The organism is Streptomyces sp. 12E (assembly GCF_055633275.1).
Genome location: NZ_JBVNCJ010000001.1, coordinates 6,988,861 through 7,005,297, shown reverse-complemented (window position 1 = coordinate 7,005,297; position 16,437 = coordinate 6,988,861). Strand labels below are relative to the sequence as shown.

Below are 16,437 nucleotides of genomic sequence, written 5' to 3'. Positions count from 1 at the left end.
GATATGACGCCACGAGGCACCCGCGGCGGTCCTCGCGGAGCAGATATCGGTTCTCCGCGCCCGCAGCGCGATCCTGTCGCCCACGAGGCGGCATCCCGTCTCCGGCATCCGGGGCCAGGCCCGGTCGGGAAGGGTACGCACGAGGCTGGGGCCCGGCCCGGGGACATCCGCCTGCGCACACCACCGCCTCACGGGCAGCGACCGCCGGTGTGATCCGCGTCCGCCCACCGCCCGGCGTCAAGAAGCGGGCCACAAAGTTTCCACTTCTGCCGCTGATGCTGGAGCGGTGGCCGCAGTCGGCCCCTCATCGCACACGGCCCGCCAAGGAGAAGTCATGTCCCCCGTGACGCATCACACCGCGCCCACCCGGTTCGTCGAGGCGGACGGTGTCCGTTACGCCTACCGCAGGCTGGGTACCGGCGGCCCGGCGCCGCTGGTGATGCTCCAGCACTTCACCGGCAACCTCGACAACTGGGACCCCGCGCTCGTGGACGCCCTGGCGGCGGAGCGCGAGGTCATCCTCGTCGACTACCCCGGGGTGGGCTCCTCGACCGGGACACCGGCGCGCACCGTCGCCGAACTGGCACGGCAGATCATCGACTTCACCGTCGCCCTCGGCCTGGAGCGGATCGACCTCCTGGGCTTCTCCCTCGGTGGTTTCGCCGCCCAGGATATCGCGCTGGTGCGACCCCGCCTGATCCGGCGCCTGGTGCTGGCCGGCACCGGTCCGAAGGGCGCGCCGGGAATGCACGGCTGGCGCAAGGACATCGAGGACCGCGCCCGTGCGAAGGAGCCGACCGGCGAGGACCTGCTGTACATCTTCTTCGCGCACACCGAGACCAGCCAGGCCAAGGGGATCGAGTTCCTCGGCCGCTTCATGGCGCGCACCGAGGACCGGGACGTGCCCAGCAGTCTCACCTCGCGCGACGCCCAGTACGACGCCGTACTGGAGTGGGGCGTCCCCGACCACTCGGCCCTCCAGCGGCTGACCGGCATCCAGGCCCCCACCCTGATCGTCCAGGGCGACGACGACCTGATGATCCCGACGAAGGCCAGCCACCTAATGGCCGGTCTCATACCGGACGCGCGCATCCGCATCTACCCGGACGCAGCACACGCGTCGCTGTTCCAGTACCCGCACGACGTGGCCAAGGACGTCAACGCGTTCCTCGGCTGATTCCATCCCACACGCACCAGGAGCATCACCATGTCCGATCTGCTCAGCACCGTCCTCGACGCCCACGGAGGCCGCGCCCGCTGGGAGGAGGCGAACGAGATCCACGCCCGCCAGTTCTTCGGCGGCGCCCTGTGGGGGATGAAGGGCCATCCGGGAGCCCTTGACGATGTGGACGTCACCGTCGGGCTACGCCGCCAGTACGTCCGGCAGGACCCCTTCTTCCAGGACGGCCACCACACGTCGTTCACGGCGGACCGGGTCGCGGTGGAGGACACCGACGGCAGGGCCGTCGAGGAACTCCTCGATCCGCGCACCTCGTTCGCGGGCCACGACCTGATGACCCCGTGGAGCCGGCTCCAGCTCGCCTACTTCTCCGGCAGCGCGATGTGGACCTACCTGGCCGAGCCCCTCTCCCTCACCTTCCCGGGCGTGCGCACCGAGGAGATCGGCGCCTGGACCGAGGAGGGCGAGACCTTCCGCCGCCTGCACGTGGTCTTCCCCGACAGCATCGCCACGCTCAGCACCGAACAGACCCTGTACGTCGACGGCTCAGGGCTGATCAGACGGCGTGACTACAGCGTGGAGATCGCCGGCTCCACGCCCGCGGCCCACTACGTCTCCGGCCACCGGGAGGTCTCCGGACTGGTCATTCCGACCACCCGGATGATCTACAGCCGGGACGAGAGGGGACACAAGGTCCCCGACCCACTGGTCGTGTCGGTCCGGCTGGAGGACGTGACGGTCTCCTGACCGTCGCTTCCCGGTTTCCCGATCCTCAGAAAGGCAGCACCACCATGAACAGCATCTCAGCGACGTCCTCCGGGACGTTCGTCCTCGGCGGCGAGCTGGAGGTGAACCGGCTCGGTTACGGCACCATGCAGCTGACCGGTCCCGGTGTATGGGGTCCTTTCCCCGACCAGGAGCGGGGCGTGCGTGTGCTGCGTCGCGCCGTGGAACTCGGCGTGACGCTCTTCGACACGGCCGACTCCTACGGTCCCGGCGCGGCGGAGGAACTTCTCCACAAGGCTCTCTACCCATACCCGGAGAACCTGGTGATCGCCACGAAGGCCGGCCTGACCCGTCCAGGTCCCGGCCAGTGGCGGTCGAACGGGCGGCCCGAATACCTACGGCGGCAGGCGGAGTCCAGCCTGCGCCGACTCGGCCTGGAGCGCATCCCCCTCTTCCAGCTGCACCGCATCGACCCCGCCGTGCCCTTCGAGGAGCAGATCGGCGTCCTGCGGGAGTTGCGCGACGAAGGCAAAGTCGCCCATGTCGGGCTCTCCGAGGTGGGCGTCGAGGATCTGGACCGCGCCCAGGCGATCGTCCCCATCGCCTCCGTGCAGAACCTCTACAACGTGGCGCAACGCGACTCCGAGGAGGTCGTGCGGTACGCGGAGGCGAACGGCATCGCCTTCCTGCCTTGGTTCCCGCTGGCCACCGGGCAGCTCGCGAGTCCGGGCGGCCCGCTCACCCGGATCGCGGACCGGCTGGGCGCCTCGCCGTCCCAGGCGGCCCTGGCCTGGCTGCTGCGCCGCTCACCCGTCGTGCTGCCGATTCCCGGCACCTCGTCGGTGGCGCACCTGGAGGACAACGTGGCGGCCGCCGCGCTGGAGTTGTCACAGGCCGACTTCGAGGCCCTGAGCCACCCCTTCGCACGGGGCTGACCCGGTCGGCCACCAGGTCAGCCGGAGCGCCGCCGGACGGCATCCTCAAGGTGCCGGGCTGGACGGCGGCGTGACCCTGACCGGTTTCTGAAACCGTTCTGCCTCGCTTGGCCACTTGACCATTCTAAGACGACCGGTCATATTGAAGGGGCGGTGGTGCGCCACCGCTCCTGACCGGCCGGAACTCTTCACCCACCCTCTTTCTGTTCAAGGAGCTGCACCATGACCGCATCGACGACCCGCCCCACCGTCGCCGTCGCGTACCACTCCGGCTACGGACACACCGCGGTGCTGGCCGAAGCCGTACGGCGCGGCATCGCCGGAGCCGGGGCCGACGTGGCCTTCGTGAACGTCGACGACATCAGCGAGGAGCAGTGGCAGCAGCTGGACGACGCGGACGCGATCATCTTCGGCTCCCCCACGTACATGGGCGGCGCCTCGGCCGGCTTCCACGCCTTCGCCGAGGCCACCAGCCGTCGGTTCATCGAAGGACGCTGGGCTGACAAGCTCGCCGCCGGCTTCACCAACTCCGCGTCCAAGAGCGGCGACAAGAGCAACACCCTGGCCTTCTTCGCCGCCCTGGCGGCCCAGCACCAGATGCTCTGGGTCAGCCTGGGCCTGGCCCCCGGCTGGAACAGCACCACCGCATCGGAGAACGACCTGAACCGTCTCGGCTTCTGGGCCGGGGCCGGTGCCCAGACCCCGATGGACGGCGGAACCGACACCGTCCACGCCGCGGACATCGCCACCGCCGAGTACCTGGGCGCGCGGGTGGCCCGTCACGCCGCGACGATCAGCGCCGGCCGCCGCGCCCTCTCCGTCGCCGCCTGACCCCGGGTGGTGGCCTGCCGACCGCGGCAGGCCACCACCCGTTCCCTTCCGGAACGACGACCGCGAGGAGACGCCGTGAAGCTCCCTGCAGTGACGCCCATGACACCTCGGCCGGCACCGGTCGGACCGCGCACCTCCGCATCCGAGGGGCCCGACGGTCGGGGCAGCCCTCTGTCGACGTGGGGCGTCGTGGCCGCCTCTGTCGCCGTCGCCTTCGGAGCGGGGGCCGGCAGTCCCCTCTTCGTGCTCTACCAACGCCAGTGGGGTTTCTCCGACTGGGAGTTGACGGCGGCCTTCACCGTCTACGCGGTAACCCTCCTGGCCACCCTGCTGGTCGCCGGATCGGCCTCCGATCACATCGGCCGCCGTCCGGTGCTGGTCGTCGCCATGCTTCTGCTGCTGGTGACCAGTGGGCTGTTCCTCGCCGCCGACGGTATCGGCTGGATCATCGCGGCCCGCGCCGTCCAGGGCATGGCGACCGGCGCGGCCACGAGCACCTTCACCGCCGCGATCATCGAACTCGCCAGCCCTCACCGACTGCCCCTGATGACCGTGCTGACCAGCGCTGCCCCGGTCGGCGGTCTCGCCCTGGGGGCGCTCTTCGCAGGTTTGGCGGTGGAGTTCACCGACCACCCCACCGCGGTCGTCTTCCTTGGCCTCACCCTCGTCCTGCTCTACGGCATCGTCTCGGTGCTCACCGTTCCTGAGACAGCGGATCGCCGTCCAGGTGCCCTGGCCTCCCTGCGTCCACAGATCAACGTCGTCCGGCCGGCCCGCGGCTGGTTCTGGTCGCTGGCGCCGCTCGTCGCGGCCGGCTGGATGTTCTCCGGCCTCTTCCTGGGGTTGGCGCCCTCCTTCGACAGCCAGGTCTTCGGCATCCACAGCGGGGCGGTGAACGGCGTGATCGTCGCGCTGCAGCCCATGGCCGCGGCCGTCGCGGGCATCGCCTTCGGCCGTATGCCGGCCACGGCGGCCACCCGCGCAGGCGCGATGCTGCTCCTCACGGGCGCCGTACTGGCGGGCGCCGGCGTCGCGGCGTCCAGCCTCCCGCTCGTCATCGCCGGTGCCCTCACGGGCGGTTCGGGACAGGGCGCGGCGTTCGGCTCCTCTCTGCGCATCCTCGGCCCCACCGCCGGCAACGCCCACCGCGGCGGCCTCTTCGCCGCGGTCTACCTCATCGCGTACACCGCCTACGGGGTACCGGTCCTACTGGCCGGTCTCGCGACCGACTTCATTCCGTTGCCCACCACGGTGGTCGCCTACGGCGCCGCCGTCGCCCTGCTCGCCGCGACAGCCGCTCTCTCCCTCGCCCGGCGGGCGCGCCGGGCGGGCAGCCCGCACCTCGTCCAAGGAGGCTGACATGCCACGTGTGAGCGTGCGGGAACAACTGATCGAGCACGCCGAGGACGTGTTCCGCCGCAAGGGCTTCAACGCGGCCAGCGTGCGGGACATCACCGAGGCGGCGGGTGTGCCCAAGGGGTCGTTCTACAACCACTTCACCGGCAAGCAGGACCTGGCCGCGGAGATCGTGGCACGATACGCGAGGGCCACCGACTTCTCCACTCTGAGCGACGAAGGCCCCGCCCTGGAGCGGCTGCACCGGCACCTCACCGGACAGATCGACCGCGTCCGCGCCTCGGGCGTGGAGTTCGGATGCCTCCTCGGCACCCTCGCCGGCGACGGTGCCACCGCGGGGCGGCGCGTACGGGAGAGCGTGCGCGAGGCCCTGGACAGCTGGACGGAGGCGATGACGGGGACGATCGCCGAAGGGCAGGCCACTGGGGAGATCACGGCGGACCGGTCGCCCGCCGCTCTCGCGGTCTTCCTGCTCGACCTCCTGGAGGGCGCTACGCTGCGGGCTAAGGTGGTCGGGGACCAGTCCTCCGTCGCCGACGAGGTCGCCATCGCCCTGGACGCCCTGCGCGCCTGACACTCCGGCACCGGCGTGCGGCACACTCTTCACCCACACGTGTTCCCCGGGCGCCCGGTGCACGCACGGCCCGGCAGGTCCAGTCACCGTGGGGCAGGCCGGCACCAGGCACCACCGTGGTACTGCGCCCACCGTCCGTTGCGGACAGCCACGGGTTCGGTCGAATCGGCAGGCGCAGCGGTACGGCGGTGACGCCCGCAGCCGTAGCGTCGCGGCAGCAGCAGTCAGCGAAGCGCCGGCCTGACCCGCGGCAGCGCCGCCGGGGCGCGGCCGGAGCGCGCACGCCGTCCGGCGGATGGGATCACGACGCGTCCGGCACCGGCCCGTGCGGTCCGGGCGGCGCCCGTCCGCCGCCGGCTCTCGCGGGCCAGCTCCGCCGCGTACGCCAGGACCAGCGGATGCACGTCGTACCGGTCCGGCCGTACAGGCGTCAGCAGCCGGGCACGCACCAGTGCGGCGACGGCCTCGGCGGCCACATGGGCCGGCACGGGAACGAGACGCGTCAGCTCCGCGGTGCTCAGCCTCCCCCGCCCGTGCCGTGGCAGAGCGCGGAACAGCCGGGCCGCGTCGGATCCCAGGGGGCGGTACGACCAGGAGAAGGCGGCGCGGACCGGATTGTCCCGGTCGTTGTCGCTGAACGCTTCGAGGTTCTCCCCGGCCGCCGCCAGTTCGTCGGCGATCCGCCGCAGCGGCACGTCCGGGTAGGCCGTCGCCCTGGCGGCCACGATGCCCAGGGCCAGCGGCAGCCGGCCGCAGCGCTCGACGATGTCGGAGATTGCTGCGGCGTCCGTGACGGGGCCTCCGGTGCCCACCCGTTGGACGAAGCAGTCGGCCGCCTCCTGTGCGGAGGGAACGTCCAGCGACATCAGCCGGGCGCCGTTCATGGTGGCGAGGTCCGTGAGCCTGCGACGGCTCGTGATCAGGACCGCGCACCGGGCCGAGCCGGGCAGCAACGGCCTTACCTGGTCCGCGTCGTGGGCGTTGTCGAGCACCACCAGGACCCTTCGGGTGGCCAGCACGCTGCGGAACAGCGCGGCCCTGGCGTCCGTCCGAGCGGGGACACGGGTGCGGTCTACCCCCAGTGCCGCGAGGAAGCCGGTCAGTACCTCGCCCGCTTCGGCCGGGCCGTCGGCCGAAGCGAACCCGCCGAGGTCGGCGAAGAGCTGGCCGTCCGGGAAGCGGGCGGCGATCCGGTGCGCCAGGTGGACGGCGAGAGCGGTCTTGCCGACGCCGGCGATGCCGTCCACGGCCAGCACGCGCAGCGCGCCGTCGTCGGCCGCCGCGAAGCGCGCCGCCTGCTCCAGGAGTTCGGTACGTCCCGTGAAACAGGGCAGGTCAGCGGGGAGTTGGGCGAGCGCCGGATGGTGCGGTACCGGCGCTTCCGGACGGACCTGCCGGAGGGTGGCGGCGGGAGTCACCGGGCCGGCGTTCGCAGCCGGTGGCCCTGGCTCCCGGGGTTCGCGCAGGATCCGGTCGTAGGCGGCGCGCACGTCCCTTCCCGGTGACAGTCCCAGCGCCTCCTTCAGGTCGGCGCGGAAGCGGTGGTAGAGCGTGAGCGCCTCGGCCTGTTTGCCGTCGGCGGTGAGCAGGAGCATCGTCCGGGCCAGCACTTGCTCATTGAACGGCTGCCGTTCCACCGCCTGGCGTGCCGCCAGGAGGACGGCTCCGGGCCGGTCGCAGCCCAGGGCGACGGTCGCAGCCGCCGACACGGCGGCGACGTACTCGTGATCCACCGAGGAGAAGACCCGCGGCACCGGGTCCGCGGTCACGACGTCCGCCGCGCACCGGCCCCGCCACTGCTCCAACGCCGCGACGAACAGGTCCACCGCCTCGTCGGCGTCCGCGGCCGCACGGGCCCGCCGCACCAGGTGCCGGAAGGCCAGCAAGTCCAGTTCGTCCGGACCGACCCGCAGCAGATAACCGCCGGCCCGGCGGACCAACCACCGGCCCGGCGCACGGGCCGGGAGCCCCGGTTCGAGCAGGCGGCGCAGCGCACCGACGTACCGGTGCACGGCATTGGCCGCGCTGGCGGGCGGATCCTCCTCCCAGAGCAGAGCGACGAGTTCCTCCAGGGACACCGGGCGTCCGGCCCGTGCCAGCAGCGCCGCCAGGACGAGCCGTTGCTGCCGTGGCCCGGTGGGCAGTTCTACACCCTCCGCCCATACCCGTACCGGGCCGAGGACGGTGAAACGGACGCTGGGTCCGACGGCTCCCGGTTCCCCGGCCGGCCCGCCGGTCGTCGCGCCCCTCGGGTGCATGGTCATGACGGCCTCCGCTCGTTGCTCCCGTACCGCCCGCCGCATGCGGAACTCCGGCGGCCGGGCCAACGTAGGGCGCCGGACCGGGGGCCCGCATCGGTCGGATGACTCAACGCCGCCGCTCCTCGGCAGACCAGGGGAGACGAGTCATGTGACCGATGCGCGGCAGGCGGCGTCGGGGTGACGCTGGGACCTGACGGCCGTCGACCGGAACCACCGGGAGAGCCGTCCACTGTCCGTTCGTAACACCTCTGAGGGAGTGCACGCCGATGATCGGTACCGAGGACGTCGTGGAGGACGTCGACCTGCTGGTGGTGGGCGGGGGCAAGGCCGGCAAGACGCTGGCCATGGACACCGCCCGGGCCGGCCGCAAGGTGGTCATGGTCGAACGCGGCATGATCGGCGGCACCTGCATCAATGTGGCGTGCATCCCGACCAAGGCCCTGGTCACCAGCGCCCGACTGGCCCGCCGCGCGGCCACGGCCGAGTCGCTGGGGCTGAACCTGGGCAAGCTGGAGGTCGACCTGCGGCTCCTGCGCTCCCACAAGGAGGGCGTGGTCTCGGAGATGGTCGACCTCAACCACCGCCAGTTCCTCGACAGCGGAATGGACCTCGTTCTGGGGGAGGCCCGCTTCGTCGCAGAGCGGACGGTAGAGGTCCGCCTGAACGACGGCGGGCGCCGCTTCGTGCGGGGCGCGGACGTCGTGATCAACACCGGGACCGTGCCACACCTGCCACCAGTCCCCGGCCTGGCCGAGGCCGGAGCGCTGAACAGCGAGACGATCCAGCAGCTCGACCGCATACCGGAACGGCTGGTGGTGATCGGCGGCGGTTACGTTGGTCTAGAGTTCGCGCAGATGTTCGCCGCTTTCGGCAGTCGGGTGACCGTGCTCGACCGCAACCTCACCCTGCTCCCCCAGGAGGATCCGGACATCACAGAGGTGCTCGCCGAGTACCTGCGCGAGGACGGCGTGGAGATGGTCAGGGGTGTCACCGTCAAGGAGGTCGTCCGCGAGGAGGACGGCCTACGGCTGCTCCTGGACGACGGCCGGTCCCTGGTCGCGGACGACATTCTGGCGGCAACCGGCCGTGACCCGGTCACCGCCGGGCTGGGACTGGACGCGGCGGGCGTACGCACCGACGCACGCGGTTTCATCCGGGTGGACGACCGGCTGGCCACCGACGCGCCGCACACTTGGGCCGTGGGGGACGTGGCGGGCAGCCCGCAGTTCACCCACGTCTCCCTCGACGACTACCGCGTCGTGAAGGAGAACATCGCCGGCGGCACCCGCAGCACCTCACGGCGGCTGATCCCCTGGAACCTGTTCACCGATCCGGAGCTGGCCCGCGTGGGCCTCACGGAGGCCCAGGCCCGCGCCACCGGCCGGAACATACGGGTCGCGAAGCTGCCGGTCAAGGCCATTCCCCGGTCCCGGACCCTGCGCGACACCCGGGGCCTGTGGAAGGCGGTCGTGGACCGCGACACCGAGGAGATCCTCGGCGTGGCGCTGCTCGGTCCGGAGTCCTCCGAGGTCCTGACCGTGGTGCAGACGGCCATGTGGGCCGGGCTGCCGTACACTGCGCTGCGCGACGGCCTCATCGCCCATCCGACCATGGCCGAGGGACTGAACGCCCTCTTCACCACCTGGACGGACTAACGCCAGCAGCCCGAAGGGGCGGCCGCGAGCCGTGGGCTCGCGGCCGCCCCTTCGGACCGTCTGACCCTCGCCGGTCAGCCCACGGCCTGGGGTACGGCCGTGCCCGTGGTGTTCCACGCCATGAGCGCGGCTCTTCCGTGTTCCCTGCCGAGTCTGGACAGCGATCCGGTCCCCAGGACGAACAGACTGCCCGCGGAGGCCGGGAGACCGAGGTACCGGGCGGTGAGGACTCGCAGGAAGTGGGCGTGGGCGACGAGGACCACGTCCTGCGCGTCCGGGGCGGCCAGCCACGGCTCCACCCGAGCGAGCACCCGGTCGGCACGCGCGGCGACCGCGTCGGGGCCTTCCCCTTGACGGCCGTCCGAGGACTGCGGCACACCGTCGGTCCACAGGCTCCAGCCGGGACGACTGCGGTGGATGTCCACGGTGGTGACGCCCTCGTAGCCGCCGTAGTCCCACTCGCGGAGGTCGGTGTCTTCCGTCAGCCGTGTCAGACCCGCCAGCAACGCGGTGCGCACGGCACGCCGTGCCGGACTCACCAGCACCTCGCCGATCCGGTGACCAGCCAGCAGCGGCTCCAGCGCACGCGCCTGCGCCTCACCCGCCGCGGTGAGGGGGACGTCGGTGAAGCTGGTGTGCCTGCGCGAGCGCGTCCACTCGGTCTCACCGTGCCGGATCAGCAGCAGCTCTCCCACCGTCACTCACCCGGCCTGTTCGACGGCGTGCCCGCCGAACTGGTTCCGCAGTGCCGCGATGATCTTCATCTGCGGCGAGTCCTCCTGACGGGAGGCGAACCGCGCGAACAGCGAGGCGGTAATCGCCGGCAGCGGGACCGCGTTGTCAATGGCGGCCTCCACAGTCCAGCGTCCCTCACCGGAGTCCTGTGCAAAACCCCGGAGCCCGTCCAGGTGCTCGTCCTCGTCCAGGGCGTTGACCGCGAGGTCGAGCAGCCAGGAGCGGATGACGGTGCCCTCCTGCCAGGAGCGGAACACCTCCCGGACGTCGGTCACCGAGTCGACCTTCTCCAGCAGCTCCCAGCCCTCGGCGTATGCCTGCATCATGGCGTACTCGATGCCGTTGTGGACCATCTTCGCGAAGTGGCCCGCGCCGACCTTGCCCGCGTGCACCGAGCCGAAGTCGCCCTCCGGCTTGAGGGCGTCGAACGCCGGCTGCACCTTGGCGACGTTCTCGGCGTGCCCGCCGTACATCAGCGCATAGCCGTTCTCCAGGCCCCACACGCCGCCCGAGACACCGCAGTCGACGAAGCCAATGCCCTTGGCCGCCAGCTCCTCGGCGTGCTTCTCGTCGTCCGTCCAGCGGGAGTTCCCGCCGTCCACCACCACGTCCCCCGGCTCGAGCAGCTCGGCGAGCTCGTCGATCGTGGACTGGGTCGGCCCGCCCGCCGGAACCATCACCCACACCACACGGGGGCCGCTGAGCTTGTCCACAAGCTCCCGCAGGCTGTGGACATCGGCGAGGTCCGGGTTGCGGTCGTATCCAAGGACGGTGTGGCCCGCGCGGCGGATCCGCTCGCGCATGTTGCCGCCCATCTTGCCGAGGCCGACAATGCCTAGTTCCATGTCAGTGATCTTCCTTCAGCTCGCGGTAGGCGGCCACCAGCGCGGCAGTGGACGGGTCGAGGCCGGGGACATCGGCGCCGGTGGTGAGGGCGGGTTCGACGCGCTTGGCGAGGACCTTGCCGAGTTCGACGCCCCACTGGTCGAAGGAGTCGATGTTCCACACGGCGCCCTGCACGAACACCTTGTGCTCGTAGAGCGCGATCAGCTGGCCCAGCACCGACGGGTTCAGCTCAGTCGCCAGGATCGTGGTGGTGGGGTGGTTGCCTCGGAAGGTCTTGTGCAGTACCAGCTCCTTGGCACCGCCTTCGGCGCGGACCTCGTCGGGGGTCTTACCGAAGGCCAGGGCCTGGGTCTGGGCGAAGAAGTTGGCCATCAGCAGGTCGTGCTGGGCCTTGAGCCGCTCGTCCAGCTTGGCGACCGGGCGGGCGAAGCCGATGAAGTCCGCCGGGATCAGCTTCGTACCCTGGTGGATCAACTGGTAGTAGGCGTGCTGCCCGTTGGTGCCGGGCGTGCCCCACACCACCGGACCCGTCTGCCACCGCACTCGTTGCCCGTCCCGGGTAACGGACTTGCCGTTGGACTCCATGTCCAATTGCTGGAGGTAGGCGGTGAACTTCGACAGGTAGTGGGAGTAGGGCAGGACGGCCTGCGACTGGGCGTCCATGAAGTTGCCGTACCAGACTCCGAGCAGGCCCATCAGCAGCGGGGCGTTGGCCTCGGCGGGCGCCGTGCGGAAGTGGTCGTCGACGATACGGAAGCCGTCGAGCAACTCCCGGAAGGCGTCCGGGCCGACGGCGATCATCAGGGACAGACCGATCGCGGAGTCGAAGGAGTAGCGTCCGCCGACCCAGTCCCAGAAACCGAACATGTTGGCCGTGTCGACGCCGAAGCCGGCGACCTTCTCGGTGTCGGTCGACAGCGCCACGAAGTGCTTGGCGACCGATGTGTCGTCCTTGAGTGCGTCGAGCAGCCAGGCGCGGGCGGAGGTGGCGTTGGTGATCGTCTCGATCGTGGTAAACGTCTTGGACGCAACGATGAACAGCGTCTCGGCCGGGTCAAGGTCACAGGTGGCCTCGTGCAGGTCGGCGCCGTCGATGTTGGAGACGAAGCGGACGGTCAGGTCGCGGTCGGTGAAGGCGCGCAGCGCCTCGTAGGCCATGGCGGGACCGAGGTCGGAGCCGCCGATGCCGATGTTGACGACGTTGCGGATGCGCTTGCCGGTGTGGCCCGTCCACTCTCCGGAGCGGACCCGGTCGGCGAAGTCGGCCATCTTGTCGAGCACGGCGTGCACGGCCGGGACGACGTTCTCCCCGTCGACCTCAACCACCGCGTCCCGCGGGGCGCGCAGCGCGGTGTGCAGCACGGCCCGGTCTTCTGTGACGTTGATCCGCTCACCGCGGAACATGGCATCACGCAGGTCGAAGACACCGGTCGCGGTGGCCAGTTCCTGGAGCATGGCCAGGGTCTCGTCGGTGACGAGGTGCTTGGAGTAGTCGATGTGCAGGTCCCCGACGCGCACGACGTAGCGTTCCGCGCGCGAGGGATCGGCGTCGAACAGCTCACGCAGGTCCGGCCGAAGCGGAGCCTCGGCGCGGTGGTCCTCCAGGGCCGTCCACTCGGGGCGGCGGGTGAGCTCGGGGGCGTCAGACATGAACGGGGGTCTCCTCGGTGCCTTCGCCGCGCAGGGCGACGGCGTACATCTCGTCCGCGTCGAGGCGCCTGAGTTCCTCGGCGATGAGTTCTGCGGTGGAGCGGACCTTCAGCGCCAGCGTGCGCGGCGGCTGGTCAGGGAGCGTCAGCGTGGCCACCGGACCCTCGGGCCGGTCGACGACGATCTCGCCTGCGGCGGTGTCCAGCCGTACGGCGGTGACGGCCGGACCGTCGCTGACCGCACGCTCCACGCTGACGTGCAACCGGGCCTCCAGCCAGCGGGCCAGCAGCTCGGCGGCCGGGTTGCCAGCCTCGGCCTCCACGGTCGCCGAGGTGACCCTCATCCGTGCTTGGTCCAAGGCGGCGGCCAGCGTCGAGCGCCACAGCGTCAGCCGGGTCCAGGCGAGGTCGGTGTCACCGAGGGCGTAAGCGTTCACCCGCTTGCTCAGGGTCTCCATCGGGTTCTCGACCGCGTACAGGTCGGTGATCCGGCGCTGCGCGAGCGCGCCCAGTGGGTCCTTGGAGGGGTTGTCCGGGGCGTTGACCGGCCACCACACGACCACCGGCGCGTCGGGGAGCAGCAGCGGCAGGACGACCGATTCGGCGTGCTGCGCGACGTCGCCGTACATGCGCAGCACGACCGTCTCACCGGTGCCGGCCTCCGCGCCGAGGCGGACTTCCGCGTCCAGGCGGGGACGTGGGCAGTCATGGGTCCCCCGGGCTTGTCGTCTGATGACGACCAGCGTGCGCGAGGGGTGCTCGCGGGAGGCGTCGCCGGCCGCCTTCAGCGCGTCGTAGGCGTTCTCCTCGTCCGTGACGATGACCAGCGTGAGCACCATGCCGACGGCCGGTGTGCCGATGGCCCGGCGGGCCTTCACCAGCGCCTTGTTGATCTTGCTGGCCGTGGTGTCCGTGAGGTCTGTCTTCATGGCCGGCGCCAGCTCCGTCCGTCTCGCTCGAGCATTTCGTCCGCCTCGACGGGTCCCCACGTCCCGGCCGGGTACTGGGCCGGCCTGCCGTTGGTGTCCCAGTACTCCTCGATCGGGTCGAGGATCTTCCAGGACAGCTCGACCTCCTCCGTGCGCGGGAAGAGGTTGGAGTCGCCGAGCAGGACGTCCAGGATCAGGCGCTCGTACGCCTCCGGGCTGGACTCGGTGAACGACTCGCCGTAGGCGAAGTCCATCGACACGTCCCGGATCTCCATCGACGTGCCCGGCACCTTGGAGCCGAACCGGACCGTGACGCCCTCGTCCGGCTGGACGCGGATGACGATCGCGTTGGAGCCGAGCTCCTCGGTGGCCGTCGTGTCGAAGGGGGAGTGCGGAGCCCGCTGGAAGACCACCGCGATCTCGGTGACCCGGCGGCCCAGCCGCTTGCCGGTGCGCAGGTAGAAGGGGACGCCCGCCCAGCGGCGGTTGTCGATGCCCAGCTTGATCGCGGCGTAGGTGTCGGTCTTCGAGGAGGCGTCGATGCCGTCCTCCTCCAGGTACCCGACCGCCTTCGCGCCGCCCTGCCAGCCGGCCGCGTACTGCCCGCGCACGGTGTCCCGGCCCAGGTCCTTCGGCAGCCGCACGGCACCGAGCACCTTGGTCTTCTCCGCCGCCAGCGCGTCCGCGCCGAAGGAGGCCGGTTCCTCCATCGCGGTGAGCGCCATGAGCTGGAGGAGGTGGTTCTGGATGACGTCACGGGCGGCGCCGATGCCGTCGTAGTAACCGGCCCGGCCGCCGATGCCGATGTCCTCGGCCATGGTGATCTGCACGTGGTCGACGAACGACCGGTTCCATATCGGCTCGAACATCGTGTTGGCGAAGCGCAGCGCCAGGATGTTCTGGACCGTCTCCTTGCCCAGGTAGTGGTCGATGCGGAAGACCTGGTCCGGGGCGAAGACCTCGTGGACGATCGCGTTCAGTTCCTCGGCCGACTTCAAGTCGTGCCCGAACGGCTTCTCGATCACCGCACGGCGCCAGGAACCGTCCCTCTGGTCGGCCAGCCCGTGCTTCTTCAGCTGCTGGATGACCACCGGGAAGGAACGCGGCGGCACCGACAGGTAGAAGGCGAAGTTCCCGCCCGTGCCCTGCGCCTTGTCCAGCTCCTCGATCGTGGAGCGCAGCCGCTCGAACGACTCGTCGTCGTCGAACGTGCCCTGCACGAAGCGCATGCCCTGGACGAGCTGCTGCCAGACCTCCTCGCGGAAGGGGGTGCGGGCGTGCTCCTTGACCGCGTCGTGGACCTCCTGGGCGAAGTCCTCGTTCGCCCACTCCCGGCGGGCGAACCCCACCAGCGAGAAGCCCGGCGGCAGCAGGCCCCGGTTGGCGAGGTCGTACACGGCCGGCATCAGCTTCTTGCGGGACAGGTCGCCCGTCACACCGAAGATGACCAGGCCCGACGGCCCCGCGATACGCGGGAGCCGTCGGTCGGCGGGGTCACGCAGCGGATTGCCGCTCGCAGGTGTGGGGGCCGCGGTATGACCGGTCGATGAGGGATGCCTGCCCCTGGGGGGCATGTTCACAGTGGCTCCTGGGTGGTGTCGGTGGGCCGGGACGCAGGTGTGCCCGGTGCTCAGGACTCGTATCCCTCGATCACGGACTGGGGCCGGGTGTGGGCCTCGTCGGGGTCCTGCCCGAACTCCGTCTTGGCCCTGCGCTGCCGCAGCAGGTCCCAGCACTGGTCCAACTCGCGCTCCAGCTCGCCCAGTCGGCTCCGCTCTGCCGGTCCTCCGAAGCCGCGGGTGGCGAAGGAGTCGCGCAACCTGCGCTCCTCGTCCGCCATTTCGCTGATCCGGTGCAGGATCTCGGGGTTCTTCATGATTCCTCTCCTCGGGCAGCTCGTGCCGCCGGTTCAGCCTCGGTTCTCCGCCTGGAACATCCAGCTCTGCTTCTCGATCTCGGCCGTGAGCCCGATCAGCAGGTCCTGGGTGACTGGGTCGGCCGTCCCCGTGGCCTCGATCCGCGCACGCAGACGGTCGATGAGAACGGCGAAGGAACGGACCAGTGCCTCTACCGCGTCGTCGTCGGTGATCCACCCCTGCTGAAAGCCCGGGAGCCCACTGCCGGCCGCGACGGTCGCGGCCCGCCCGTCCGGGCTGATGCCCAGGGCCGCGGCCCGCTCGGCCACCTGGTCCGCGTAGTCGCGTGCGGTGGTGACCACCTCGTCCAGTTGCTGGTGGATGGTGCGGAAGCGCGGTCCGTAGAGGTTCCAGTGGGCCTGCTTGGCCACCAGGGAGAGGTCGAGCAGGTCGACCAGGATGCCTTGAAGGGCCGTTCCGGTCACTGCGCGCTCCGCGTCCGGCAGTGGACTGGAGATGATGCTCATGGTGGACTCCTCGCGATGTGTGTACCCGGCCTCCGGTGGTCGCCGGCCGGCCGAGCGTTGCCCGCCCATCCTTTCGGCGGGCCGTCCGGTGGCGATCCGTCGATTGACTTACGGTCCGCGTGAGCAGTCACGGGGAGGGGCCGAGGCACACGGAACGGCGGCTCTCACCTGTGGATGGAGAACGCCGAACGCCTGCTCCCTCGACCTACCCGGGGCCGCCGGCAGCACCGATGTCGGAGTTGGTGTTGTGCACGCCATAGACCTTCATCGACACGGTGGTGGCCGGGGCGCCCGACGTGCGACAGGCGCCCGCGGGGGCCAGGTCGTTGTCCTGGGTGCCGGTTCACGGTGCCCCACATGATGAAAGAATGGTTGTT

15 protein-coding genes are annotated in these 16,437 nt (G+C 70.7%); 7 read left to right on the top strand and 8 right to left on the bottom strand.

The window, feature by feature from the left end; genetic code table 11:
- Positions 1–334 precede the first annotated feature (334 nt).
- The 6 genes from ACZ8ZB_RS32220 to ACZ8ZB_RS32195 all read left to right on the top strand — a co-directional run bounded on the left by ACZ8ZB_RS32220 (position 335) and on the right by ACZ8ZB_RS32195 (position 5,602).
- Positions 335–1,177: an alpha/beta fold hydrolase gene (locus tag ACZ8ZB_RS32220; RefSeq protein ID WP_470741096.1), complete on the top strand. Its 843-nt coding sequence runs from the start codon at positions 335–337 to the stop codon at positions 1,175–1,177.
- A 30-nt stretch (positions 1,178–1,207) separates the two neighbouring features.
- Positions 1,208–1,927, top strand: coding sequence for a hypothetical protein (locus ACZ8ZB_RS32215; RefSeq protein ID WP_470741095.1), 720 nt, complete (start codon positions 1,208–1,210; stop codon positions 1,925–1,927).
- Positions 1,928–1,971: 44 nt separating this feature from the next.
- On the top strand, positions 1,972–2,841 hold the full coding sequence (locus ACZ8ZB_RS32210; protein ID WP_470741094.1) for an aldo/keto reductase: 870 nt from the start codon (positions 1,972–1,974) through the stop codon (positions 2,839–2,841).
- A gap of 222 nt (positions 2,842–3,063) precedes the next feature.
- Positions 3,064–3,672: a flavodoxin family protein gene (locus ACZ8ZB_RS32205; protein ID WP_106411641.1), complete on the top strand. Its 609-nt coding sequence runs from the start codon at positions 3,064–3,066 to the stop codon at positions 3,670–3,672.
- 189 nt (positions 3,673–3,861) lie between these two features.
- Entirely contained in the window at positions 3,862–5,031 is a 1,170-nt protein-coding gene (locus ACZ8ZB_RS32200) for an MFS transporter (RefSeq protein WP_470741093.1), read from the top strand.
- A gap of 1 nt (position 5,032) precedes the next feature.
- Positions 5,033–5,602 (top strand): TetR/AcrR family transcriptional regulator, encoded by a 570-nt coding sequence (locus ACZ8ZB_RS32195; RefSeq protein WP_436996393.1) that lies wholly within the window; start codon positions 5,033–5,035, stop codon positions 5,600–5,602.
- 224 nt (positions 5,603–5,826) lie between these two features.
- On the opposite strand, the gene ACZ8ZB_RS32190 is transcribed toward ACZ8ZB_RS32195, so the two are convergent.
- Positions 5,827–7,866 (bottom strand): AfsR/SARP family transcriptional regulator, encoded by a 2,040-nt coding sequence (locus ACZ8ZB_RS32190; RefSeq protein WP_470741092.1) that lies wholly within the window; start codon positions 7,864–7,866, stop codon positions 5,827–5,829.
- Positions 7,867–8,129: 263 nt separating this feature from the next.
- Between ACZ8ZB_RS32190 and ACZ8ZB_RS32185 the strand changes: the two genes are divergently transcribed.
- A complete protein-coding gene (locus ACZ8ZB_RS32185; RefSeq protein WP_470741091.1) occupies positions 8,130–9,518 on the top strand; it encodes a dihydrolipoyl dehydrogenase family protein in 1,389 nt (462 codons plus the stop codon).
- Between the two features lie 74 nt (positions 9,519–9,592).
- Here the strand turns inward: ACZ8ZB_RS32185 and ACZ8ZB_RS32180 are convergent, their stop codons facing one another.
- From ACZ8ZB_RS32180 to ACZ8ZB_RS32150, 7 genes are read right to left on the bottom strand one after another with little or no spacing between them, the layout of a single operon-like run.
- Positions 9,593–10,213 carry a histidine phosphatase family protein gene (locus ACZ8ZB_RS32180; protein ID WP_436998201.1) on the bottom strand — a complete coding sequence of 207 codons (621 nt, stop codon included), beginning with the start codon at positions 10,211–10,213 and terminating at the stop codon, positions 9,593–9,595.
- 6 nt (positions 10,214–10,219) lie between these two features.
- Complete coding sequence (gene gnd, locus ACZ8ZB_RS32175; protein WP_436996396.1) at positions 10,220–11,098, bottom strand: phosphogluconate dehydrogenase (NAD(+)-dependent, decarboxylating); 879 nt, start codon at positions 11,096–11,098, stop codon at positions 10,220–10,222.
- Between the two features lies 1 nt (position 11,099).
- Positions 11,100–12,749: a glucose-6-phosphate isomerase gene (gene pgi, locus ACZ8ZB_RS32170; protein ID WP_470741090.1), complete on the bottom strand. Its 1,650-nt coding sequence runs from the start codon at positions 12,747–12,749 to the stop codon at positions 11,100–11,102.
- On the bottom strand, positions 12,742–13,677 hold the full coding sequence (opcA, locus tag ACZ8ZB_RS32165; protein ID WP_470741089.1) for a glucose-6-phosphate dehydrogenase assembly protein OpcA: 936 nt from the start codon (positions 13,675–13,677) through the stop codon (positions 12,742–12,744). Before opcA ends, pgi begins: the two co-directional genes overlap by 8 nt.
- Complete coding sequence (gene zwf / locus ACZ8ZB_RS32160) at positions 13,674–15,251, bottom strand: glucose-6-phosphate dehydrogenase (RefSeq protein ID WP_470741637.1); 1,578 nt, start codon at positions 15,249–15,251, stop codon at positions 13,674–13,676. Before zwf ends, opcA begins: the two co-directional genes overlap by 4 nt.
- A gap of 56 nt (positions 15,252–15,307) precedes the next feature.
- Entirely contained in the window at positions 15,308–15,553 is a 246-nt protein-coding gene (locus ACZ8ZB_RS32155) for a DUF2630 family protein (RefSeq protein WP_106411649.1), read from the bottom strand.
- 33 nt (positions 15,554–15,586) lie between these two features.
- Positions 15,587–16,060, bottom strand: coding sequence for a Dps family protein (locus tag ACZ8ZB_RS32150; protein ID WP_470741088.1), 474 nt, complete (start codon positions 16,058–16,060; stop codon positions 15,587–15,589).
- Between the last annotated feature and the right edge of the window lie 377 nt (positions 16,061–16,437).